Origin of the sequence: Neobacillus sp. DY30 (genome assembly GCF_030123065.1) — a bacterium.
GTDB lineage: Bacteria > Bacillota > Bacilli > Bacillales > Cytobacillaceae > Neobacillus.
In genome coordinates this window covers 5,079,923-5,101,431 of record NZ_CP126093.1, presented here as the reverse complement: position 1 = coordinate 5,101,431, position 21,509 = coordinate 5,079,923, and the positions used below count along the sequence as shown (strand labels likewise).

Below are 21,509 nucleotides of genomic sequence, written 5' to 3'. Positions count from 1 at the left end.
AGATATAAAACGTGGTATTTGACGTAGCAAAGGAAAAATAGTAGGATAATAAGTTGTAAAGAGGTGATAGCCATGTTTATGCCAATTATTGAATTTTGTATGAGTAATCTAGCCAGTGGTTCTCAAAAAGCCCTGGAAAGGCTAGAAAAAGACCCGAATCTTGATATCATTGAATATGGTTGTCTGGGGTATTGCGGGAAATGTGCTTCCACCCTTTTTGCACTTGTTAATGGTGAAGTCGTAACAGGTGAAACACCGGATGAACTTGTGGAAAAGATTTACCAATACTTAGAAGATAATCCAATGTTTTAATATATTCCAGCACAATAGGGGGCGTTAAGCGCTCCCTTCTTTTATTCTAGACATATAATACTCTAAACGTATTAGTTGAGTGATGATGTTATAGTGTATATACTATAAGAAAGACCTCAAAGGAGGAAAAATAAATGAGTAACGATGTAATTGTTTTAACAGAAGCCGCGGCTCTTCAAATAAAAGAAATGATGAAACACAATGAAGAAGAAGGAGCCTTATTACGCGTAAGTGTAAAAGGTGGAGGCTGCAGTGGATTATCCTACGGTATGGGATTTGACCACGAAGTGAAGGAAAATGATCTCCATTCCGAACAGCATGGAATACAGATTCTAGTGGATAAAGAGGATGCCCCTATATTAAACGGTACTAAAATTGACTATAAGCAATCAATGATGGGTGGCGGATTTACAATTGATAATCCTAACGCCATTGCATCTTGCGGCTGTGGCTCATCATTTAGAACAGCAACAGCAGCAGGGACACCAGAAGAATGTTAATTAAAAGTTAAAGGCGCCTCTAGGGGCGCCTTTTGTTTGTTATTTACCAAACATTGAAGAACTGTGAAGCGGCTGGATTTTGGCTTTTGGATCAATGAATGCTTTTGCATTGTTAACAGCTGTAGGCGCTTCACCAAATCCGCAGGCAATCAATTTTACTTTTCCTTCATAGGTACAAATGTCTCCAGCTGCATAGATACCAGGTACATTTGTTTCCATTTTGGAATTGACAACAATCGAATTTTTCTCAATTTCTAAGCCCCATTCTTTAATTGGGCCTAATGAGGAAACGAACCCATAGTTACAGATAACAGCATCCACATCGATTGCTTCTCTGCCATCTCCATTAACGCCAGTAAGGACGACTTGCTTGATACCGTTGTCATCTCCAATTAATTCCGCAGGAACAAATGGAGTTTTAACGATTACTTTCGAATTATGCAAGTTTTCGACACTATGCTCGTGAGCTCGGAATTTATCTCTTCGATGAACAATTGTTACTTCTTTTGCAATTGGCTCTAACATTAAAGCCCAGTCTACAGCAGAATCACCGCCGCCAAAGACAACGACTTTTTGATCGGCAAACTTGTTTAAATCATCAATAAAATAGTGAAGGTTTTTGCGCTCATATTGAGCAGCACTTTCAAGCTCTAAACGGCGAGGCTGGAACGCTCCATTTCCTGCTGTAATAATAACGGTTTTGGAATAATGCACCTCAGAATTGGTCGTTAATTTGAACGTACCATCCTCTTGTTTTTCCAACTTTTCCACGGATTGCTCTAAAGCAACAGCTGGTTCAAACTTCGCCATTTGCTCCTTTAGGTTATTAATTAGTTCTTGTGCACGGACCTTTGGAAACCCTGCAACATCGTAAATATATTTTTCCGGGTATAGTGCTGATAATTGACCGCCTAATTGTGGCAAACTTTCAATAATTTTTACAGAAGCTTGTCTCATTCCACCGTAAAAGGCTGTAAATAGACCGGTAGGACCGCCTCCGATGATGGTAATATCATATACTTTTTGATCTTCTTGCACTCTGTATCCCCCTAACGTATGTAGTAACAGACTCCATTCCTTATAATATCACAAAACTATAAAATCCTCACAACTTTTGGGGAATATTCAGAGTAGTTTAATCAACGAAAATTAAACTATTTTTCTCTAAAAATAATCAAATAAACCACTTGATAATGTGAAGAGTTTAGCATAATATGTATGGAGGATAGATGTTAATTTTTTGTGACAACAAAAGGAACTTTTTGTGTCGCTATACGTGAAGTATATCACAAACTTTTTTCCTCTGAACAAAAATAAAAATGTAACAAGCTGAGGAAGATAAGAACAAGTATATTAACAAAATAAAAAAGGTGGAAGTGATCACTTTGAGAAAGCCAAAAATTGTTATTGTTGGTGCGGGGTATGGCGGGCTGATGACAACTGTAAGGTTGCAAAAGCTTGTTGGTGTTAATGAAGCGGATATTGTTCTAATTAATAAAAATGACTATCATTATGAAACTACATGGCTGCATGAGGCTTCAGCAGGCACACTTCATCATGACCGTGTCCGTTATGACATTCGTGATGTGATTGATAGAAGTAAAGTTGATTTTGTACAGGACACAGTAGTTGAAATCAAGAAAGAAGAGAAAAAGGTAATCTTAGAAAAGGGCGAAGTTGAGTATGATTATCTGGTTATTGCTCTTGGCGGAGAACCTGAAACCTTTGGAATTAAGGGTTTAAAGGAATTTGCATTTGGGATTACCAATGTAAATTCATCTCGTCAATTGCGTGAGCATATTGAGTATCAATTTGCCACTTATAGTATGGAAGAAGAAAAGAACGACGATCGTTTGGTCATCGTTGTGGGCGGAGCAGGCTTTACCGGTATTGAATTCTTAGGTGAATTAACCAATCGTGTACCAGAACTATGTCACGAATATGATGTAGATTCTCATAAAGTAAAAATCATTTGTGTAGAAGCAGCACCAACTGTTCTGCCAGGTTTTGACCCTGAATTAGTTAACTACGCCGTATCACAATTAGAGCGTAAAGGGGTAGAATTCTTAATTGGAACTGCCATTAAAGAATGTACACCTGAAGGAATCATTGTAGCGAAGGGTGAAGAGGAACCGAGAGAAATCAAAGCAGGCACCGTTGTTTGGGCTGCTGGGGTTCGCGGGAATTCAGTTATTGAAAAATCAGGTTTTGAAGCAATGAGAGGCCGTGTAAAAGTTCAGCCAGACCTTCGTGTTCCAGGATTTGATGATGTGTTTATCATCGGTGACAGTTCACTTGTGATCAATGAAGAGATCAACCGTCCTTATCCTCCAACTGCTCAAATTGCAATGCAGCAGGGGGAAGTAGTTGCCCGCAACATCGCTGCATTGGTTCGAAACAAACAGGATCTTGAAACTTTTACGTTTGATAATAAAGGAACCGTTTGTTCTCTAGGTCATGACGATGCCATTGGTGTTGTGTTCGGTAAAAAAGTTACCGGTGCTAAGGCATCCTTTATGAAAAAAGTAGTCGACAACCGTTCACTCTACATGATTGGCGGAGCTGGATTGGTACTGAAAAAAGGTAAATTTAACGTATTTTAAATATAAAATTTTTAAAAAGGGCAGAGAATTCTGTCCTTTTTTGTTACTATATAAAGTAAATAGGGGTGTTAAGGGGGGGGTTTTATGAGCAATAAAGAGAAACGGGGAAAGGTTTGGTTAGCAGTTGCCGGGCTGGTCAAGTCTTCTGAAGGGCATTGGCTGGTTGTTAAAAAGCGTTACGGCGGCCTAAAGGGAAAATGGTCACTTCCCGCAGGTTTTGTAGACGAAGGAGAAACGGCAGATGAAGCAGTAGTTAGAGAGGTAAAGGAAGAAACCGGTATAGATTGTGTTGTCAATGGGTTGGTAGGGCTTAGAACAGGTGTTATTTCAGACGAAATAAGTGATAATTTGCTTGTGTTTTTACTTGAACCATTAGATGAAGGAAAGATCCAACATCAGGAGAATGAACTTTACGAAGCAAGATTTGTTGCACCTAAAGACCTTCTACTAGAAAAAGATGCGTCGATTATGCTGCACTACCTGATTAATCAAAACATAACGACTTCCAGGCCAGGTTACGATGGATTAAACCCTGGAGAACAATTTAAGTATAGTGCCTATAAATTATTTTTTTAATTTTTTGATAATTTAAGTTACGCCTAGAAAGTGAAAGTAAATTTACGATGTATCCGTTTTCTCAGCCGATTTTGGTTAATTTTCGTCCTTTTCTTTCTTTCGGTTTCTTGATATATTATCAGAAAATTTAAATAATAATTCAAGGAGCTGATTTGAATGAATACGACTACTTTAGATACTAAAACATGTGATTATTGTTCAGGGACAGGATATTTTCAATTACTGCTTGGAGGTTCTGAAACATGTACCTGCTGTAAGGGCACTGGGAAAAAACAGGACTAATAGTAATTCGAGCTTCTAGGGTCAACCAAAGCTGCTTCCACGAGAAACTTCGGGAGGCTATTTTTTTGAACTTTTTGCCTCGAATATGTAATGATATTCTAATATGTAAAGATTGACTCCCTTTTGGACATTCAGTAAACTTATAAATGGATGTGTAAAGGAGGTATTTCCATGCAGATGAGTATTGTAGTGTTAATCATTTCCATCTTATTATTCTTTGTGTTATTTTTTGGAATTGGTTTTATTTTAAACATGCTTTTAAGAATGTCCTGGATTATGGCAATTATTTATCCAATTATCGCCATATTTATAGTTGATAACGTAAAGTTTATCGAATACATTACGAATAGTAAAATAGCATTTCAAGAACTTGGTCAAAAGGTAGGGTCTTTGGCAACAGCAGATATTCTTATCTTACTGAGCGGGTTAGCAGGGGCCATTGCTGCTGGTGTGACAATTAAAATGTTAAGGAAAAATGGCTATCAAATGTTTTAAGCTTTTTCCCTGGGTTACTCCACTTCCGGTTTAACTTAGGTAAAAAGCTTTTTTTATAGTTAGGATATTACTTCTTTTGAATAATTCTTCCCGGGTTGGGAAATGAATATTTTGGGAGGAGTGAAAATCTTAATGAATGAAATCAAAAATTGGACAAAGCGTTTTGCGATGACCGTTCTTTTCCTGATTGCTATACTAGTGACTTTTCAATCTATTACAGGCATTGATCTAAAATTGTTTATTAAACAAATGGTAGAACTTGAAGCCAATGCAGCTTCAAACGCTGCAACTTCAGAGAAACCAAAAGCGCTAGAAGATGCTTTTGATTGGTCAAAATATCCGAAAAAAACAGTAATTGCAACAGGCTATACAGCAGGTTATGAATCAACAGGTAAAAATGAAAGCCACCCTGAGTATGGAATTACCTATTCAGGTGTAAAAGTGAAACGAGATTTATATTCAACTGTGGCAGCAGACCTTACTGTTTTTCCGATTGGTACGATTCTGTTTATACCTGGTTATGGTTACGGGGTAGTAGCGGATAAGGGCGGCGCGATTAAGGGAGATAAAGTCGATCTTTATTATGAAACGGTTGAGGATGTTTACAATAAATGGGGGAAAAAGGAAATTGATGTATATATCATTGAACAAGGAAAAGGAAATCTTACAGAAGCAGAGCTCCAAGCGTTAAACGAAGAAAAATCGATGCAAGTGTTCCGTCAGCAGTTTATTGGTTCAGAGAGAAAATAGTGCAGGCATAAAGCCTGCTATTTTTATTGTGTTAATTATTAAAATACTTAGAGAGTCGAAATATATCCATTTTTCCGATACAATGAACAGGTAATTTAAACGGAGGTGGGAAAACATGTTTGATGTTAAAAGTGAAATTGACCTTTCGGCCGGCCACGAAGGATTGATAATTGGACTATTTGATAAACCTGAAAAGTTTACAGGTACCCTGGCGAAGCTTGATGAACAGTTTGAGGGTCAATTAAGAGAGCTAGTCAGAGCAGGTGATATTTCAGCAAAGTTAAAAAATATTAGCAAAGTACATAGCTTAGGGAAAATTGGAGCAAAAAGAATTTGGTTTGTCGGCCTTGGAAAAGAGAAGGATTTCAATTTTGAAAGGCTGAGTGAGGCGTTAGGGAAGGCGTATAAAGCATTAAAAGCAAGTAAGCTCCAAGAATGTGGTGTTCTGCTGGACTCCCTTACGGCTGGGTCTGTAAGCGGACATGAAGCAGCACATGCTGTAAGTGAAGCGTTTTCTCTGTCTACCTACCAATTCTACGGCTATAAGCAGAAAACAAACGAGCCTGAGAAAAGAATAGAGAAAATTACTGTTTATAGTGAAAGTATCGAGAAGGAAGAAGTTCAAGCCTCGCTTACAGTGGGTCATGCGTTTGGAAAAGGTACGAACTCTGCTCGTACACTTGTCAATATTCCTGGTAATCTCCTTACAGCAAAGGATATGGCGGAATACGCTCGAGAGCTTGCTGTTAAATATGACTTTGAGGTTGAAATTCTTGATAAAGAAGAGATTGAAAAACTGGGAATGGGGGCATTCCTCGCTGTTAACCAAGGTTCTACGGAACCTCCGAAGATGATTGTTCTTAAATACCAAGGGAAAGAACACTGGCAAGATGTAATCGGATTGGTTGGAAAAGGAATTACTTTTGATACAGGCGGTTACTCTATTAAAACGAAAGCTGGCATTGTTGGTATGAAAACGGATATGGGCGGGGCCGCAGCTGTTTTAGGCGCTATGGAAATCATCGGTGAAATAAAACCGGAACAAAACGTTGTTGCCGTTATACCTTCAACAGATAATATGATTTCCGGAAATGCCTTTAAGCCGGATGATGTGATTACCTCTATGAGCGGGAAGACAATAGAAGTCTTAAATACTGATGCAGAAGGCAGGCTTGTTTTAGCAGACGCTATTACCTATGCTAAGCACCATGGTGCAGAGTATTTGATTGATGTGGCAACCTTAACAGGCGGGGTTATTACGGCGCTTGGACTACATACCACCGGTGCCATGACGAATCACGAAACGTTGTATGAACAAGTGTTAGAAGCCTCAATGGAAGCCGGAGAACCGATCTGGCAATTACCGTTGTTTGAGAAGGATAAAGAACGGGTTAGAAATAGTAAAGTTGCGGATTTAAACAATTCTCCGGGCAGTGAAGGTCATGCGATTGTTGCTGGGGCTTTTATAGGTGAATTTACAGAAGGAACTCCTTGGGTTCATTTGGATATTGCTGGAACCTCCACCACATCAAAAGAACATGACCTTGGTCCTGCAGGGGCTACAGGGGTAATGACGCGTACATTGGCTTTATTTGTAGAACGCTTTGAACCCATGGAAAAATAACCATTTGCCCAACCCATCTATTCTCCTTTTGCATATGAAGTAGTGTAGCAAGTATTGCGAAAGGGAGGTTTGGCTGCATGTATTATTATCGAAATTCGTATCCTAAACATGACCAGAGATTTATCGGCTTTGGGCTGCCATTTTTAGGTGGTTTAGTTGGTGGATTACTAGGAAGTGCATTAATTTACCCTCGCCCATTCTACGGGTATCCTCGTCCGTTTTATGGCTATCCTGTTTATGCTCCGCCAGTATATGGCTACCCTGGATATGGATCACCTTATTACTATTAAAAGAAAAAAACAGCTTTCGCGGCTGTTTTTTTCTTTTACATGTACATAAAAGGAAATCCAAAAGTATTAAGAGAATATATACACTAACGAAATGTTTTGAAAGGGAGAGAGTAATGATAAAAAACACATTAATTGAAACATTAGGTATCGAGATAAAGCTGTTAGAACCGGGAAAAGTGATTGCAACCATGCCAGTAGATGAAAGAACCCGCCAGCCATTTGGTTTATTGCATGGCGGTGCTTCTGTGGCCCTTGCAGAAACAGTTGCAAGTATTGGTGCATATGAATTGGTTGATAAAGAAACAGAAGGTGCTGCTGGTTTAGAAATTAACGCTAACCATGTCCGCCCGATTACAGAAGGGACGGTAACAGCTGTTGGAGCCATCTTACATCAAGGAAAAACAACAATGGTTTGGGATATCAAGATTACAGATGAAAAGGATCGCCTTATATGTATTTCAAGATGTACAATTGCGATTATAAAAATAAAAAAATGAAGTAAAAAAAGGTGGAGTATTTCCATCTTTTTTTAATTTAATTGAAAAAATATTTAAAAAATTTGAGTCAATTTCGTGATATAATATAAGAAATATAGAGAAACAGTACAATACTTTGTACAGGTTTCTTTATATAATAGTAGTAAGAAAAGATCAAAAAGGTGGTGAAAAAATGAAGGAAAAGAGACAAACTATCTTTATTGATTTTGAATTTACAATGCCCGAACGAAATGTCCGGATGAAAGATTTTTACGCAGAGATTATTGAGGTTGGACTTGTGGCAGTTGTCGATGATCAAATAACAGAGCAATTCTCATCCTATGTAACACCACTAAAATTCCCGATTTTATCTGAACGCTGTAAATCATTCTTACATATTTCACAGCAGCAGGTTGACCAGGGAATTTCATTTTATGAACTCGTCCGGAAATTAGGAGAATTCAATAATCAGTATGAAACTACCATTGTCACTTGGGGAAATATGGATATGAAGGTACTAAAGCATAATTGTTTAGAAGCAGGGGTTGCATTTCCATTTAAAGCCGCAGAATTAGATTTATCTATGGAGTATAAGAGGTTCTTTGGAGACCAAAACCAGACAGGTTTATGGAAAGCCGTTCAGGAGTATGGAAAAGAAGGAACAGGAAGACATCATAGAGCGCTGGATGATGCGTTGACTACCTATAATATATTCCGGTTGGTTGAAAAGGATAAACGCTATTTAGAAAAGCCAAAACCAACTACAATCGGTGACCGCGTTGATTTTTCAAAATTATTAAATGAATTCGCATAAAAGGCCAAATCATTCAATCTGATTTGGCCTTAAATTATTTATTTGAAGTAATCCTTTTCTAGGGAGGCAATACTTTTGAGACTCATTTCAGCCCAGTCAGAAGCATTTTCTGTTAATTCGCTTTTCATTTTTTCAACTGCTTGTCTCAATGACTCGAGATAGTCAGGCACTTCTTCCATGAAAGGCTTGACCATTTGTTTTGGAATATTGGTTTGTTCCCTGTATGAAAGAGCCTTTCTTTCATGGAAAATGAGTACATCCACTTCTTTTGGATTATGTAAATCACCTTGCATAGGATGTTTGACAACCGCTAAAACTCTGACCAAATAATGCTGCGGACGAATTTCGGTAATTTCCCCAATATATTTCCCTGTTTTATAAATCCCTGTAACAATTTCTCCAATCTGCAATTCAGGCAAAAAAACCACTCCTCATTCATCTATATATTTATCCTATTATATAAAAAACGAAGTGCAAAAAACAAAAATATCGGTTAAATTAATAAAATGGAGGGATGATAGAGATGAAGATATGGAAATTTTGGTTCGTTCTAATGATTGGTGTGCTTATCTTGGCTGGATGTGGGACAAGCAAAGAGAAAGAGGAAGCAGCTCCTAAGAGTAATGCTTCAAAAACGGAGGAAAAGGAAGGGAGCAATCAAGTGGCAAATACAGTATTTCCTCAACTTTCAAACGAGGTATCTGAAAATGAAAAACTAGTTGAAATGGAAACAACAATGGGCACTATTAAAATTAAATTATTCCCTGAATATGCGCCAAAAGCGGTGGAAAATTTTGTGACACATGGTGAAGAAGGGTATTATGATGGACTAATTTTTCACCGGGTCATTAATGATTTTATGATTCAAGGCGGCGATCCGAATGGTGACGGAACTGGCGGAGAAAGTATTTACGGGGCACCATTTAAGGATGAATTTTCAACCAATCTTTTTAATATACGCGGAGCATTATCGATGGCTAATTCAGGGGCCAATACGAATGGGAGCCAATTTTTTATTGTGACGAAAAAATCGGTAGACCCGTCAATGAAAACGGAAATGGAAAAAGCGGGCTTCCCAAAAGAAATTATTGAGGCTTACGATGAAAGAGGAGGCACACCTTGGCTGGACCATCGTCATACTGTATTCGGACAAGTGGTTGAAGGAATGGATATTGTTGATAAAATTTCTGAAACTCCAGTAGACGCTAAGGACAAACCAGAAGAAGATGTAATTATAAAAGGAATTAAGGTATTGAAGTAAAACCCCTGAGTTTTCTATAATGGCAGGATACACTTTTTATTGCTATAATTAATCTTAAGTGACATTCCTTTAAAGAAAGGGAGAAAAAAGATGATCCAGCCATTTATATTATCGTTATTTCTATATTTTCCAGAAGATAAATCGGAATATGGTCCAGCTGCGGTTACATTTTTGATTTTTATGATAGGAGCCTTTTTAACCATGCGGTTCATTATCAAAATCTCTAAGCGGGAAGCGATGAAAGCAAAAGAACTCGAGGAAAAATTAATGTCTCAACAACATAGTCAAGGAAACAGTGAACATTAAGCCGCTGTTTCTTTTTTTTTACATAAAGTTACCACCCGAAGCTAATACTATGACAAAATGTCTATCTAGGGGGATATTTATGAAACGAGTTTGGATCATCATCCCACTTCTATTACTCACGGGCTGCTTGGAAAAGGATATTACAAAACTAGATGTGAAAATGATAAATGATAAGGGAGATTCTGTTGGTACAGTTAAATTCCAAGAGGTATCTAGTGGAATAAAATTGACTTTTGATTTGAAAAAAATTCCTCCTGGAGAGCATGCTGTTCACATTCATGATAAGGGTGAATGTAAGACTCCAGAATTTAAATCCTCCGGGAAGGATTTAAACCCTGATGATAAAAAGCATGGTCTGCTGCACCCAGAGGGTGCACATGAAGGTGACCTTCCAAATATAATTGTTGAGGATGACGGAACAGTTAAAGCAGAATTAATGGCTCCGAGGGTAACTTTAAAAGAGGGTAAGGCAACGCTTATTAGAAAAGATGGAACTACCATTGTGATACATGAAGAAAAAGATGATGGAATGTCCCAGCCGGAAGGGGATTCAGGCGGCATCATAGCGTGCGGTAAAATCTCTAAGGAAAAATGATTGCAAAAATTAGACGTTTGAAGCCTGTTTCTTCATAATTGAAGGGACAGGCTTCTTATTATTAAAAACTAGGAGAATGAAATATGGGAGTTAAACTATTTTACCAAGACCCTTACATAAAAACATTTTCAGCAAAAGTAACAGCACAAAAAAAAGATGAAACTGGAAATTACTATATAGTGTTGGATCAAACTGCATTTTACCCAACAGGTGGAGGACAACCTCATGATATTGGGACACTTGAAAACATAAAAGTCCTAAATGTAGAGGAAGTAGATGGTGAAGTTCGTCACTACCTTGAAAAGGAATTAAATAATGGAAATGCAGCCGCCGTTCATGGTGTTATCGATTGGGAAAGACGATTTGATCATATGCAACAGCATGCAGGTCAGCATATTCTATCTGCCGCTTTTGAACAACTGTATGGCTATAAGACAGTGGGCTTTCATTTAGGGAACGAGACTCTAACCATTGATCTAGACACTGAGAACCTTCTGGAATCGGAGGCTCTACAAGTAGAGAAACTTTCCAACCAAATCATTGTAGACAATTGGCCGATTGACACGAAGTGGGTAACAGAAGAGGAATTAGGTAATTATAATCTTCGCAAAGAGACGAAGGTAAAAGAGGATATTCGACTTGTGATTATTCCGAACTTTGATTATAACGGCTGCGGCGGAACTCATCCGAGTGCCACTGGGGAAGTACAGGCAATAAAAATATTAGATTGGGAGAGGCAAAAAAGAAAAACTCGGGTACAATTTGTATGCGGAAATCGTGTGATAAAACAGCTAAGTCAAAAACATAAGGTGCTTATGGAGTTAACCAAATTACTGAATGCTCCTGAAAAAGATATGCAGCAAGCGGTCATTAGACTGTTAGAGAATGGGAAAACTGCTGAAAAAGAGTTAGAACAATCATTAGAAACGATCCTGCACTTTGAAGCAAAAAGCTTGTTAGCCAATAGGGAGAAAAAAATTATCGGTAATGTTTTTAAAAACAGAAGTATTCAAGAACTGCAAAAGCTAGCCCGAATTATTATAGCAAGTGATGAAGAGGCAATCGTATTATTGGTTTCTCATAATGAAAATAGGTTACAGCTTGTTTGCGCAAGTGGACCGGCAGAAAATATAAGTATGAAAAAGGTTATCGGAAATGCACTTCTATCCATTAATGGCAAGGGTGGAGGAAGTAATTCATTTGCACAAGGCGGAGGGGAAGCATTAGTTTCAGCTGAAAAAATGCTCGAGCACCTATTGGATTTAGTCCATAGTGAGAGGGTATCTTAATCTTGCGTCAATGTCAGGCCTAGCTTTTTATTGAAAGCATGAATGAGTATAATAAAGTTAAAGGTTAGGAAAGGTGTGGGTATGATGGGATTTTTTGATGGGATGATGGGAAATGCCTCTGAGGTAAACTCAGCAGAAGCACAAAGGGAATTTGCAAGGATACTTGCGAAAGATGAAAGAATTGAAAAAGCATATAAATTAATTAGAGATTTATTTATCTTTACAGATAAACGGCTGATTCTAGTGGATAAGCAGGGGTTAACAGGCAAGAAGGTTGAATATCACTCCATTCCCTATAAAAGTATTACCCATTTTAGCATCGAGACTGCAGGAAGCTTTGATTTGGATGCAGAACTGAAAATCTGGATTTCAGGCAACGCGCTCCCGCTACAAAAACAATTTAACAAAAACTTGAATATATATGAACTTCAAACCGTACTGGCAGAATATGTCCTAAAATAGAAATCAACAGACAAATAATACTGCTAAATAGTGTAGGAGAGTATAAAATGGAAAGTGAAATGAAAACCAATCTGCAATTTGTAGACTTATTAAATGAATGGGATCCATTCAAATTAAAAAATGGCCATTACGATACCGAAATCGCTGATACGATACAGGCCATACATGAATTAGATCAACCGGACAAACTTGCAAAAAGAATACAAAGCATATACGAATTCTCTTTCGAGCAATCGATTCCTATCGACGAATGCTTAAAAATAGCAAAGCAACTATTCGCGATAAAGGAAAACTCTTCCTGTTCAATATAAAACGACAGCAGCATGCTGTCGTTTTTTTTTATGCCAAAAATTGGTCGATATGCTTGAAGACATCTTCCGGACGTTCCTCGGGAACTAAATGGCCAGTTTCCTTTAATATAATCAGCTCAGACGTACTTAAATCGGTTTTTAACCGTTTCCCTACTGATAAAGGGACTACTCTGTCATACTCGCCCCAAATTAATAAACATGGATTTGATATTTTGCTAAGTACCGCAGTTGATAAATCACCTTCATGGTCCCGAATCATTCTAGTTAAGGCTAAAAAGATTTCATCCTCTAAAAAGGGTTGTAGATAGCCAAAAAGCATTTCGTCATTTAGCATGGTATGATCATGCACTACATTCTGAAGATTTTTCATCACACCTGAACGAGCGAGCCAAAACTTTACATACAAGTGAAAATAGGGAATGTAACTGCCAATGATTAAAGGCAGTCTAGACCGTTTTGAATAAGATGAACTGCAAAGCAGAATCGCATTTTCGGCTATATCGGGCTTTTGATGCAGGATATTGAGGACAATTTGTCCGCCCATGGAGTGACCAATAAGAGTAACTTCTTTCAAATTGAGTACAGCAATCAGCTGAATCACGGTTTGGGCAAGATTATGATAGGAATAAACAAATTTGTTGCTTTTCCCACTTTTTCCAAAGGGAGGGAGATCAATCGAAACCACTTGGTATTTTTGGTTTAGATAAGGAATTAACCTTCGATAGCTAAACGTGGAAGAAAGAAATCCATGGAGCAGCACAAGTGTCTTGTGAGAATTAGGATTCGGATAGAATTCGTAATAAATATTTATATCATTGACTAGCTGATTACGGTAAAAAACCTTCTCTTCCACTACTCAACCCACCTTCTGCTGATATGTTAGTGATAATCATAAATCCTTCCAGTATTTTTAAAAAAAAAAGAGGACTAACCATATGTGGCTGTCCACTTCAAAAAGGGGGGAATACTAGAAAGCTTATATAATATTGATTTCCTTTTTTTTCATACTCTATACATTGTTTTTTAAAATTTAAATATGTTGGTCTAATTGGTCTAATAAAAGTTCAGAAGCGGGAATATCAAGAACAGTCGACAATTTAAGAAGAGTTTGGGTACTAGGGATTTGTTCGCCAGATTCATACTTCTCAATCGTTTGGGTTCCTACTCTTATTTTTTGAGCTAACTCCTCTTTTGTCATTTTCAAATGCTCACGATAATTTTTAATGGTATTGCCAATTGTGTTCAAACTGCTCACCTCTCCAATTTAGACATTATCTCTTTTTTATTCTATCATAAAAATCTTTTTATTGAAAAATTCGTTTTCAAACATTATGTTACCGTTTCCATTATATTTTAAGGAAAACCTTTTTTGATTATATGTATACAATGTGCTATAATTTCTTATTGCGTATATAGAAGATAAAAAATAATTATTTCTTAGGAGTGTTTTCATGTCAGAAAAGATCGAAACTGGAAGTGTAGTAAGTGGTAAAGTTACAGGAATTCAACCTTATGGAGCGTTCATAGCATTAGATGAAAATACACAAGGTCTTGTGCATATTTCTGAAATTACACATGGTTATGTTAAAGATATTAACGACCATTTGAAAGTCGGAGATGAAGTAAAGGTAAAAGTATTATCAATCGATGAGAATGCAGGGAAAATTGGTTTATCTATTCGTGCAACGGAAGAAGCTCCTGTGCAACAGGCAGCTGCTAAACCAAAAAAGCCTCGTAAGCGCCAAGCTGCTGCAATCGTACCAGAAGTTGAGGGTCAACAAGGTTTTAACACATTAAAAGACAAGCTTCAAGAATGGATTGACCAATCACAGCGTGAAGATTTAATCAAGAAATAATATTAATAAAAAACCTAGTTCCATGCTAATTATGGCAGAAACTAGGTTTTTTTATTTATCAATCAAAAAAGTTTTTTGGGTAATGGTTCATTCTTTTGGCAGGCTCGGCTACAATAGATATGTACATAATTCCCTTTTGAACGGAGGATAAAGTATTATGACAGCAGAAGAAAAAACTAAAGGTTTGATTGAACAAACTGAGAAATACGGGGCAAATAACTATCACCCACTTCCAATTGTAGTTTCACGCGCGGAAGGTGTATGGGTTGAAGATCCTGAAGGCAATAAATATATGGATATGTTAAGTGCTTATTCAGCAGTTAACCAGGGTCATCGGCACCCAAAAATTATTCAAGCATTAAAAGATCAAGCAGATAAAGTAACGTTAACTTCCCGTGCTTTTCATAATGATCAATTGGGTCCTTGGTATGAAAAAATTTGTAAATTGACAAAAAAAGAGATGGCACTTCCTATGAATACCGGTGCTGAAGCAGTAGAAACAGCGGTTAAGGCAGCACGCCGCTGGGCGTATGATGTAAAGGGAGTTGCTGAAAACCAAGCAGAGATTATTGCTTGTACCGGGAATTTCCATGGCAGAACGCTGACAGCTGTTTCCCTGTCGTCAGAGGAAGAATATAAACGTGGATTTGGACCGATGCTTCCAGGTATAAAATTGATACCATATGGAGATTTAGAAGCTCTAAAATCAGCGATTACAATTAATACAGCAGCCTTTTTGATTGAGCCTATTCAAGGTGAGGCAGGTATTGTTATTCCTCCTGAAGGTTTTATGAAAGAAGCCTTTGCTTTATGTAAACAAAACAATGTTCTTTTTATTGCCGATGAAATTCAGGCTGGTTTGGCTAGGACTGGAAAAATGTTTGCCTGCGAGTGGGAAGGCATCGAACCAGATATGTATATTCTAGGTAAAGCGCTTGGCGGTGGTGTTTTTCCTATTTCCTGCGTCGTCTCAAACCAAGATATCTTAGGTGTATTTAATCCAGGTTCGCACGGTTCTACCTTTGGTGGAAATCCACTAGCCTGTGCTGTATCAATTGCTGCCTTAGATGTACTGATTGAGGAGAAGCTCTCGGATAAATCATTGGAGTTAGGGCAATATTTTATCAGCAAATTAAAAGAGATACAAAATCCTCGAATTAAGGAAGTAAGAGGGCGCGGATTGTTTATCGGGGTAGAATTAAATGAGCCTGCACGGAAGTACTGTGAAGTATTAAAGGAACAAGGGATTTTATGTAAGGAAACACATGATACAGTGATTCGTTTCGCCCCTCCTCTAATTATTCGTAAAGATGAATTAGATTGGGCAATTGAACGCATTAATAAAGTACTTAGTTAATAGAAAAAACTTGAGGTGTCAAAATGGGGAAGAATGATGTAATAACAAATAGTGTAGGTGAGAACGATAAAGAGACATTAAATCTACTTACATCGACACAGATTGTTATTCATGATGCATTACAAAGAATGGGGCTTCCTGAATCTGCTTTTGAGTTGTTAAGAGAGCCTGTACGGATGCTTCAAGTACGGATTCCAGTACGTATGGATGATGGCTCAGTTAAAATTTTTAGCGGTTATAGGGCACAGCATAATGATTCAGTTGGACCAACTATTGGCGGCGTTCGCTTTCATCCTAAAATTAATGGCGATGATATAAAGGCATTGTCGATGTGGATGAGCATGAAATGTGGCATTGTTGATTTACCGTTTGGCGGTGGAAAGGGCGGGGTTCTTTGTAATCCGCGTACCCTTTCATTTGGTGAACTAGAGCGGCTAAGCCGAGGATATGTTCGATCCATCAGTCAAATTGTTGGTCCAACGAAAGATATTCCGGCACCCGATATGTATACTAATTCGCAAATCATGGCATGGATGATGGATGAATACAGTTGTCTGAGGAAGTTCGATTCTCCTGGTTTTATAACGGGAAAGCCGATTGTTCTTGGAGGTTCTGAAGTTAGGGAAGAAGCAGGTGCTCTAGGTGCGGCCATTTGTATCGAAGAAGCTGCTAAAATACGTAGGCTTCCAATTAAAGGGGCACGTATCATTATCCAAGGTTTCGGAAATGCAGGCAGTTATATTGCAAAATTCATGCATTCAGCTGGAGCTGTTATTGTTGGTATTTCTGATGTTTATGGCGCTCTTTATGATCCGGATGGGTTAAATATTGACTATTTACTAAGCCGCCGTGACAGTTTCGGTACCGTTACTTCCCTATTTGATGGTACGATTACCAACGAAGAATTGCTTGAACAGGAATGTGATATTCTCGTACCTGCAGCGGTTTCCAATCAAATTACAGCTAAGAATGCTGAAAATATTAGAGCTAAAATTATTGTCGAGGCCGCCAATGGTCCGACAACCATTGAGGCGACAAGAATTCTTTCAGAGCGGGGTATTCTTCTGGTTCCCGATGTTCTTGCGGGAGCGGGCGGAGTTACCGTCTCATATTTTGAATGGGTTCAAAACAAGCAGGGTTATTACTGGGATGACGAAGAAGTAACAATCAAATTACGTGAAAAAATGATTACTGCATTTCATAAAATATATGAAATCTCACAAATCAGCCAAGTGAATTTGCGGACAGCGGCCTATATCGTCGGTTTGAGAAAAATAGTAGAAGGTGCTGAGTTTAGGGGATGGATATAAAAAATCCTTGCAAAAGAAATGCAAGGATTTTTTTCTTATCTAGTAGTATCTGTTTGCGGCTCTCTAACATGCTGCTCATTTGGCTTGAATAGAAGGCCTAGGTTAATAAGACCGGCGATTCCTACTAAGCCATAGATAATTCTGGATAGTGCTGAATTATCGCCAAATATGGCCTCAACCAAATTAAATCCAAAAAAACCAATTAATCCCCAATTAATTGCACCAATAATTGTAAGGATTAGAGCAATTCTTTGAATAGTACTCAAGGTACATTCCTCCTATCAATATACTTTCAATAATAGCTTGCTGATATTAAGTTAAAATATTCATCTGTTTAACCTTTGCAAAATATTTTTTTTTCAATAATAATGGGATGTGGAAAGGATGTGCATCTCATGCAAAATTTTACGTTTTGGAATCCAACCAAATTAATTTTTGGTACAGGACAACTTGAACAGTTAAAATCTGAAATTCCTCATTATGGAAAGAAAGTACTTGTGGTTTATGGCGGTGGCAGCATAAAGCGGAGCGGTCTTTATGATAAGGTCATCAACTTATTAAATGAAATCGGCGCACAAGTGTTTGAATTACCTGGAGTTGAACCGAATCCCCGGATTACAACAGCTCGTAAGGGAATAGATATTTGTAAATACGAGGGAATAGATGTACTTTTAGCTGTTGGCGGCGGCAGTGTCATTGACTGTACGAAGTTAATTGCAGCTGGCGCAAAATATGACGGCGATGCGTGGGACTTGGTTACTAGAAAAGCCGCAGTTACTGAGGCACTTCCGTTTGGAACAGTTCTTACATTAGCGGCCACTGGTTCAGAAATGAATTCAGGGTCTGTCATTACCAATTGGGAGACAAATGAAAAATATGGATGGGGAAGTCCTTTTACTTTTCCAAAATTCTCGATTTTGGATCCTGTACATACTTTTTCTGTTCCACGGGATCAAACCATTTATGGAATTGTGGATATGATGTCACATGTTTTAGAGCACTACTTCCATTTGGAAGAAAATACATTATTCCAAGATCGTATGTGTGAATCTTTACTTATTACCGTTATGGAAACTGCACCTAAACTTCTAGAGGATTTAGAAAGCTATGAACATCGTGCTACAATCCTTTACAGCGGAACTATGGCGTTAAATGGTATTTTAAATATGGGCTACCGTGGTGATTGGGCTACCCATAATCTTGAACATGCCGTTTCAGCGGTCTATGACATTCCTCACGGCGGAGGGCTTGCAATTTTATTCCCACACTGGATGAAACATAATCTAAAGGTTAAACCAGAACGTTTTCAACAGCTCGCTGTAAGAGTCTTTGGGGTCGACCCAGAAGGTAAAACTGCGGAGGAGACTGGACTGGAAGGTATCCAAAAACTGCGAGAATATTGGAATAGCATTGGTGCACCTTCCCGTTTAGCAGACTATAACATCGATGACAGCAAACTAGAATTAATGGCAGACAGAGCAATGGTCTATGGTGAATTCGGAAACTTTACAAAACTAAACAGAGAAGACGTATTAACCATCTACCGCGAGTCACTTTAATTAATAGAAACGGGCACTTATTTGTGTTCGTTTCTTTTTTTCGACAAAATCTGATGAATGTAAAAAAAATGGCGAAAATGGGTACGCTTACAAGGGGATGCCCTTCTTGATAATCTGTCCAGCATTCGTTAAAGTGAGAATAGAAAATAAATTTATTGGAGGATTACATACATGACACACATACGTTTTGATTACTCAAAAGCGTTAACCTTCTTTGCAGAGCATGAAATTACATATTTACGCGATGCCGTAAAGGTAGCACATCATTCCCTGCACGAAGCAACAGGTGCTGGAAGTGACTTTTTAGGCTGGATTGACCTTCCTACAAACTATGATAAAGAAGAGTTCTCACGCATTAAGAAATCTGCAGAAAAAATTAAGTCAGATTCAGATGTCCTTCTAGTAATTGGAATTGGCGGTTCCTACTTAGGAGCACGAGCTGCGATTGAAATGTTACAGCACAGCTTCTACAATGCACTGCCAAAAGAAAAGCGTAAAACGCCGCAAATTATTTTTGTCGGAAACAACATCAGCTCTACTTATATGAGAGATGTGATGGACCTCCTAGATGGGAAAGACTTTTCTATTAATGTTATTTCAAAGTCAGGTACTACAACAGAACCTGCAATCGCGTTTAGAATTTTCCGTAAGCTTCTTGAAGAGAAATACGGTGTGGAAGAAGCCCGTAAGAGAATATATGCTACTACTGACAAGGCAAGAGGAGCTTTGAAAACCTTAGCTACAGAAGAAGGTTATGAGTCATTTGTTATTGCAGATGATATCGGCGGCCGATACTCTGTATTAACTGCGGTTGGGTTACTGCCAATTGCTGTGAGTGGTGCTGACATTGATAAAATGATGCAGGGGGCAGCTAAAGCTCAAGAAGAATACAGCACTTCTGAGCTCGAAGAAAATCAGGCCTACCAATATGCTGCTGTAAGAAACGCGCTTTATAATAAAGGGAAAACCATTGAAATGCTAATCAATTATGAGCCTGGACTTCAGTACTTTTCAGAATGGTGGAAGCAATTATTTGGAGAAAGTGAAGGAAAAGACCAAAAAGGTATTTACCCTTCTTCCGCTAACTTCTCAACTGATTTACATTCTTTAGGACAATATGTACAAGAAGGTCGCCGTGATCTATTCGAAACCGTCATTAAGGTAGAAAAACCACGTTATGAATTGACGATTGAAGAGGCAGAAAGTGATTTAGACGGTTTAAATTATCTTGCAGGACAATCCGTAGACTTTGTAAACAATAAAGCATTCCAGGGAACAATGCTTGCACATACAGATGGAGGAGTACCAAACTTAATCGTATCTATTCCTGAAATGGACGAATACACATTTGGCTACCTAGTCTATTTCTTTGAAAAAGCTTGTGCGATGAGCGGTTACCTTCTAGGAGTAAATCCATTCGACCAGCCAGGCGTTGAAGCTTACAAAGTAAACATGTTCGCATTATTAGGAAAGCCAGGATTCGAAGAAAAGAAAGCTGAACTAGAAAAAAGATTGTAATTTATTTTTAGCACTCTGTTAATTGGAGTGGAAGGCACGAAGACTCCTGCGGGAGGACGGGGCAGGGGAGACCCCACAGGCGCATAAGCGCCGAGGAGGCTCCCCGGACCGCCCGCGGAAAGCGAAGTGCCTGGAACGGAAATTAACAGACCAAATTAAAAAAGTAGAGTACTGAAAAAAATCAGTACTCTATTTTATATTTTTTGGGAAAACTAATAAATAATCATGAAAAGGGGGCTGTATTATGATTGAATTACCATCTAGCATAGAAGGTAAGCAGTTTGATTTGTATAAGCTCGAACAAATGCTAAAACCAATCGGATATTCAATCGGCGGTAACTGGGATTACGATCACGGTGCCTTTGATTACAAAATAAATGATGAAGTGGGCTATCAGTTTTTAAGGCTGCCGTTTACCGCCATTGATGGTCAGTTAGACGCCCACAACTGTACAGTTGTGCTAGGAAGACCGTTCCTATTGTCTCATAAGTATCAAATCGGTCTAGATGATCAGGTCAGCGCTGGCACCTTAAATCAGTTCTCCGAACCCGTTGATAAAGATGCCAGTTTTCCTGAACAATATATTGAAACAGGAAAGGTCCTTGTCAAAGAGCTTGAATCCATATTAAGTTCTGACCAAACCTTATGAGCGATGGGAACATTGTACTAGAATAATGTTCACAAAAGTTACAATTATTTTTATAGGGACTACTTGTTTTATAGTCAAAAATTACTTAAATTAAGGTTAATAATATAAATATGTTATAAACACGAAAAGAGGTTGCGCCCATGGAGACAAGCATGAACTATTTGTTGTCTGATATTGAAAAAACAAGGACTGAAATGATTGATTTAGCACGACAATTTGGATATTCGAACCCAAATGTTGTTCAATGCAGCCAAAGGCTTGACCTTCTTTTGAATGTTTATGAAAATAGACAGTTAAGACACTAAAACCATACA

At 38.1% G+C, this 21,509-nt stretch carries 29 protein-coding genes; 24 read left to right on the top strand and 5 right to left on the bottom strand.

Annotated elements, in window-relative coordinates; genetic code table 11:
* Window positions 1–72 precede the first annotated feature (72 nt).
* Window positions 73–312 (top strand): YuzB family protein, encoded by a 240-nt coding sequence (locus QNH29_RS25245; protein ID WP_283862014.1) that lies wholly within the window; start codon window positions 73–75, stop codon window positions 310–312.
* Between the two features lie 134 nt (window positions 313–446).
* Window positions 447–812, top strand: coding sequence for a HesB/IscA family protein (locus tag QNH29_RS25240; RefSeq protein WP_283862013.1), 366 nt, complete (start codon window positions 447–449; stop codon window positions 810–812).
* 39 nt (window positions 813–851) lie between these two features.
* On the opposite strand, the gene QNH29_RS25235 is transcribed toward QNH29_RS25240, so the two are convergent.
* On the bottom strand, window positions 852–1,850 hold the full coding sequence (locus QNH29_RS25235) for an NAD(P)/FAD-dependent oxidoreductase (protein WP_283862012.1): 999 nt from the start codon (window positions 1,848–1,850) through the stop codon (window positions 852–854).
* A gap of 347 nt (window positions 1,851–2,197) precedes the next feature.
* Here QNH29_RS25235 and QNH29_RS25230 point away from each other — a divergent pair, with 347 nt between their 5' ends.
* From QNH29_RS25230 to kapD, 9 genes are all read left to right on the top strand, one after another.
* The gene (locus QNH29_RS25230; RefSeq protein WP_283862011.1) at window positions 2,198–3,415 is read left to right on the top strand and encodes an NAD(P)/FAD-dependent oxidoreductase; all 1,218 of its coding nucleotides are present in this window, start codon (window positions 2,198–2,200) and stop codon (window positions 3,413–3,415) included.
* 84 nt (window positions 3,416–3,499) lie between these two features.
* Window positions 3,500–3,991: an NUDIX domain-containing protein gene (locus tag QNH29_RS25225; RefSeq protein WP_283862010.1), complete on the top strand. Its 492-nt coding sequence runs from the start codon at window positions 3,500–3,502 to the stop codon at window positions 3,989–3,991.
* Between the two features lie 156 nt (window positions 3,992–4,147).
* Complete coding sequence (locus QNH29_RS25220; protein WP_283862009.1) at window positions 4,148–4,273, top strand: YuiA family protein; 126 nt, start codon at window positions 4,148–4,150, stop codon at window positions 4,271–4,273.
* A gap of 171 nt (window positions 4,274–4,444) precedes the next feature.
* Window positions 4,445–4,768 carry a YuiB family protein gene (locus QNH29_RS25215; protein ID WP_283862008.1) on the top strand — a complete coding sequence of 108 codons (324 nt, stop codon included), beginning with the start codon at window positions 4,445–4,447 and terminating at the stop codon, window positions 4,766–4,768.
* 132 nt (window positions 4,769–4,900) lie between these two features.
* A complete protein-coding gene (locus QNH29_RS25210) occupies window positions 4,901–5,518 on the top strand; it encodes a 3D domain-containing protein (protein WP_283862007.1) in 618 nt (205 codons plus the stop codon).
* 115 nt (window positions 5,519–5,633) lie between these two features.
* Window positions 5,634–7,142, top strand: coding sequence for a leucyl aminopeptidase (locus QNH29_RS25205; protein WP_283862006.1), 1,509 nt, complete (start codon window positions 5,634–5,636; stop codon window positions 7,140–7,142).
* A gap of 77 nt (window positions 7,143–7,219) precedes the next feature.
* Window positions 7,220–7,432 carry a hypothetical protein gene (locus QNH29_RS25200; protein ID WP_283862005.1) on the top strand — a complete coding sequence of 71 codons (213 nt, stop codon included), beginning with the start codon at window positions 7,220–7,222 and terminating at the stop codon, window positions 7,430–7,432.
* A 113-nt stretch (window positions 7,433–7,545) separates the two neighbouring features.
* Window positions 7,546–7,929, top strand: a complete 384-nt coding sequence (locus QNH29_RS25195; protein WP_283862004.1) for a hotdog fold thioesterase — start codon at window positions 7,546–7,548, stop codon at window positions 7,927–7,929.
* Window positions 7,930–8,101: 172 nt separating this feature from the next.
* Window positions 8,102–8,722 (top strand): 3'-5' exonuclease KapD, encoded by a 621-nt coding sequence (gene kapD / locus QNH29_RS25190; protein ID WP_283862003.1) that lies wholly within the window; start codon window positions 8,102–8,104, stop codon window positions 8,720–8,722.
* Between the two features lie 38 nt (window positions 8,723–8,760).
* Here kapD and kapB read toward each other — a convergent pair whose 3' ends face one another.
* On the bottom strand, window positions 8,761–9,141 hold the full coding sequence (kapB, locus tag QNH29_RS25185) for a kinase-associated lipoprotein KapB (protein WP_283862002.1): 381 nt from the start codon (window positions 9,139–9,141) through the stop codon (window positions 8,761–8,763).
* A 104-nt stretch (window positions 9,142–9,245) separates the two neighbouring features.
* On the opposite strand from kapB, the gene QNH29_RS25180 reads away from it, so the two are divergent.
* From QNH29_RS25180 to QNH29_RS25155, 6 genes are all read left to right on the top strand, one after another.
* Entirely contained in the window at window positions 9,246–9,983 is a 738-nt protein-coding gene (locus QNH29_RS25180) for a peptidylprolyl isomerase (protein ID WP_283862001.1), read from the top strand.
* 90 nt (window positions 9,984–10,073) lie between these two features.
* Window positions 10,074–10,289, top strand: a complete 216-nt coding sequence (locus QNH29_RS25175; protein ID WP_283862000.1) for a hypothetical protein — start codon at window positions 10,074–10,076, stop codon at window positions 10,287–10,289.
* Window positions 10,290–10,368: 79 nt separating this feature from the next.
* Window positions 10,369–10,884 (top strand): superoxide dismutase family protein, encoded by a 516-nt coding sequence (locus tag QNH29_RS25170; RefSeq protein ID WP_283861999.1) that lies wholly within the window; start codon window positions 10,369–10,371, stop codon window positions 10,882–10,884.
* An 83-nt stretch (window positions 10,885–10,967) separates the two neighbouring features.
* Entirely contained in the window at window positions 10,968–12,173 is a 1,206-nt protein-coding gene (locus QNH29_RS25165; RefSeq protein WP_283861998.1) for an alanyl-tRNA editing protein, read from the top strand.
* Between the two features lie 84 nt (window positions 12,174–12,257).
* A complete protein-coding gene (locus QNH29_RS25160) occupies window positions 12,258–12,635 on the top strand; it encodes a PH domain-containing protein (RefSeq protein ID WP_283865740.1) in 378 nt (125 codons plus the stop codon).
* A gap of 47 nt (window positions 12,636–12,682) precedes the next feature.
* Window positions 12,683–12,946, top strand: a complete 264-nt coding sequence (locus QNH29_RS25155; RefSeq protein ID WP_283861997.1) for a DUF1871 family protein — start codon at window positions 12,683–12,685, stop codon at window positions 12,944–12,946.
* Between the two features lie 28 nt (window positions 12,947–12,974).
* Here QNH29_RS25155 and QNH29_RS25150 read toward each other — a convergent pair whose 3' ends face one another.
* The gene (locus tag QNH29_RS25150) at window positions 12,975–13,799 is read right to left on the bottom strand and encodes an alpha/beta fold hydrolase (RefSeq protein WP_283861996.1); all 825 of its coding nucleotides are present in this window, start codon (window positions 13,797–13,799) and stop codon (window positions 12,975–12,977) included.
* A gap of 177 nt (window positions 13,800–13,976) precedes the next feature.
* Entirely contained in the window at window positions 13,977–14,192 is a 216-nt protein-coding gene (locus QNH29_RS25145) for a helix-turn-helix domain-containing protein (RefSeq protein ID WP_481858756.1), read from the bottom strand.
* A 205-nt stretch (window positions 14,193–14,397) separates the two neighbouring features.
* Between QNH29_RS25145 and yugI the strand changes: the two genes are divergently transcribed.
* The 3 genes from yugI (at window position 14,398) to QNH29_RS25130 (ending at window position 17,469) form a co-directional block, all read left to right on the top strand.
* Window positions 14,398–14,802, top strand: a complete 405-nt coding sequence (gene yugI / locus QNH29_RS25140; RefSeq protein ID WP_283861995.1) for a S1 domain-containing post-transcriptional regulator GSP13 — start codon at window positions 14,398–14,400, stop codon at window positions 14,800–14,802.
* Between the two features lie 157 nt (window positions 14,803–14,959).
* A complete protein-coding gene (locus tag QNH29_RS25135; RefSeq protein ID WP_283861994.1) occupies window positions 14,960–16,159 on the top strand; it encodes an ornithine--oxo-acid transaminase in 1,200 nt (399 codons plus the stop codon).
* Window positions 16,160–16,182: 23 nt separating this feature from the next.
* A complete protein-coding gene (locus QNH29_RS25130; protein WP_283861993.1) occupies window positions 16,183–17,469 on the top strand; it encodes a Glu/Leu/Phe/Val family dehydrogenase in 1,287 nt (428 codons plus the stop codon).
* A gap of 35 nt (window positions 17,470–17,504) precedes the next feature.
* Here QNH29_RS25130 and QNH29_RS25125 read toward each other — a convergent pair whose 3' ends face one another.
* Window positions 17,505–17,735, bottom strand: a complete 231-nt coding sequence (locus QNH29_RS25125; protein WP_034674139.1) for a DUF378 domain-containing protein — start codon at window positions 17,733–17,735, stop codon at window positions 17,505–17,507.
* Between the two features lie 129 nt (window positions 17,736–17,864).
* Here QNH29_RS25125 and QNH29_RS25120 point away from each other — a divergent pair, with 129 nt between their 5' ends.
* The 4 genes from QNH29_RS25120 (at window position 17,865) to QNH29_RS25105 (ending at window position 21,500) form a co-directional block, all read left to right on the top strand.
* Window positions 17,865–19,028, top strand: coding sequence for an iron-containing alcohol dehydrogenase (locus tag QNH29_RS25120; protein ID WP_283861992.1), 1,164 nt, complete (start codon window positions 17,865–17,867; stop codon window positions 19,026–19,028).
* A gap of 171 nt (window positions 19,029–19,199) precedes the next feature.
* The gene (locus QNH29_RS25115; protein ID WP_283861991.1) at window positions 19,200–20,546 is read left to right on the top strand and encodes a glucose-6-phosphate isomerase; all 1,347 of its coding nucleotides are present in this window, start codon (window positions 19,200–19,202) and stop codon (window positions 20,544–20,546) included.
* Window positions 20,547–20,790: 244 nt separating this feature from the next.
* On the top strand, window positions 20,791–21,195 hold the full coding sequence (locus tag QNH29_RS25110) for a YugN-like family protein (RefSeq protein WP_283861990.1): 405 nt from the start codon (window positions 20,791–20,793) through the stop codon (window positions 21,193–21,195).
* Window positions 21,196–21,335: 140 nt separating this feature from the next.
* Window positions 21,336–21,500, top strand: coding sequence for an aspartyl-phosphate phosphatase Spo0E family protein (locus tag QNH29_RS25105; protein ID WP_283861989.1), 165 nt, complete (start codon window positions 21,336–21,338; stop codon window positions 21,498–21,500).
* The last annotated feature ends 9 nt before the right edge of the window (window positions 21,501–21,509 follow it).

Excerpts from the sequence above, each read along its gene's own strand:
- QNH29_RS25245 (WP_283862014.1), top strand. The coding sequence starts at position 73 with ATGTTTATGCCAATTATTGAATTTTGTATGAGTAATCTAGCCAGTGGT.
- QNH29_RS25240 (WP_283862013.1), top strand. The coding sequence starts at position 447 with ATGAGTAACGATGTAATTGTTTTAACAGAAGCCGCGGCTCTTCAAATA.
- QNH29_RS25225 (WP_283862010.1), top strand. The coding sequence starts at position 3,500 with ATGAGCAATAAAGAGAAACGGGGAAAGGTTTGGTTAGCAGTTGCCGGG.
- QNH29_RS25220 (WP_283862009.1), top strand. The coding sequence starts at position 4,148 with ATGAATACGACTACTTTAGATACTAAAACATGTGATTATTGTTCAGGG.
- QNH29_RS25215 (WP_283862008.1), top strand. The coding sequence starts at position 4,445 with ATGCAGATGAGTATTGTAGTGTTAATCATTTCCATCTTATTATTCTTT.
- QNH29_RS25210 (WP_283862007.1), top strand. The coding sequence starts at position 4,901 with ATGAATGAAATCAAAAATTGGACAAAGCGTTTTGCGATGACCGTTCTT.
- QNH29_RS25205 (WP_283862006.1), top strand. The coding sequence starts at position 5,634 with ATGTTTGATGTTAAAAGTGAAATTGACCTTTCGGCCGGCCACGAAGGA.
- QNH29_RS25200 (WP_283862005.1), top strand. The coding sequence starts at position 7,220 with ATGTATTATTATCGAAATTCGTATCCTAAACATGACCAGAGATTTATC.
- QNH29_RS25195 (WP_283862004.1), top strand. The coding sequence starts at position 7,546 with ATGATAAAAAACACATTAATTGAAACATTAGGTATCGAGATAAAGCTG.
- kapD (WP_283862003.1), top strand. The coding sequence starts at position 8,102 with ATGAAGGAAAAGAGACAAACTATCTTTATTGATTTTGAATTTACAATG.
- QNH29_RS25180 (WP_283862001.1), top strand. The coding sequence starts at position 9,246 with ATGAAGATATGGAAATTTTGGTTCGTTCTAATGATTGGTGTGCTTATC.
- QNH29_RS25175 (WP_283862000.1), top strand. The coding sequence starts at position 10,074 with ATGATCCAGCCATTTATATTATCGTTATTTCTATATTTTCCAGAAGAT.
- QNH29_RS25170 (WP_283861999.1), top strand. The coding sequence starts at position 10,369 with ATGAAACGAGTTTGGATCATCATCCCACTTCTATTACTCACGGGCTGC.
- QNH29_RS25165 (WP_283861998.1), top strand. The coding sequence starts at position 10,968 with ATGGGAGTTAAACTATTTTACCAAGACCCTTACATAAAAACATTTTCA.
- QNH29_RS25160 (WP_283865740.1), top strand. The coding sequence starts at position 12,258 with ATGGGATTTTTTGATGGGATGATGGGAAATGCCTCTGAGGTAAACTCA.
- QNH29_RS25155 (WP_283861997.1), top strand. The coding sequence starts at position 12,683 with ATGGAAAGTGAAATGAAAACCAATCTGCAATTTGTAGACTTATTAAAT.
- yugI (WP_283861995.1), top strand. The coding sequence starts at position 14,398 with ATGTCAGAAAAGATCGAAACTGGAAGTGTAGTAAGTGGTAAAGTTACA.
- QNH29_RS25135 (WP_283861994.1), top strand. The coding sequence starts at position 14,960 with ATGACAGCAGAAGAAAAAACTAAAGGTTTGATTGAACAAACTGAGAAA.
- QNH29_RS25130 (WP_283861993.1), top strand. The coding sequence starts at position 16,183 with ATGGGGAAGAATGATGTAATAACAAATAGTGTAGGTGAGAACGATAAA.
- QNH29_RS25120 (WP_283861992.1), top strand. The coding sequence starts at position 17,865 with ATGCAAAATTTTACGTTTTGGAATCCAACCAAATTAATTTTTGGTACA.
- QNH29_RS25115 (WP_283861991.1), top strand. The coding sequence starts at position 19,200 with ATGACACACATACGTTTTGATTACTCAAAAGCGTTAACCTTCTTTGCA.
- QNH29_RS25110 (WP_283861990.1), top strand. The coding sequence starts at position 20,791 with ATGATTGAATTACCATCTAGCATAGAAGGTAAGCAGTTTGATTTGTAT.
- QNH29_RS25105 (WP_283861989.1), top strand. The coding sequence starts at position 21,336 with ATGGAGACAAGCATGAACTATTTGTTGTCTGATATTGAAAAAACAAGG.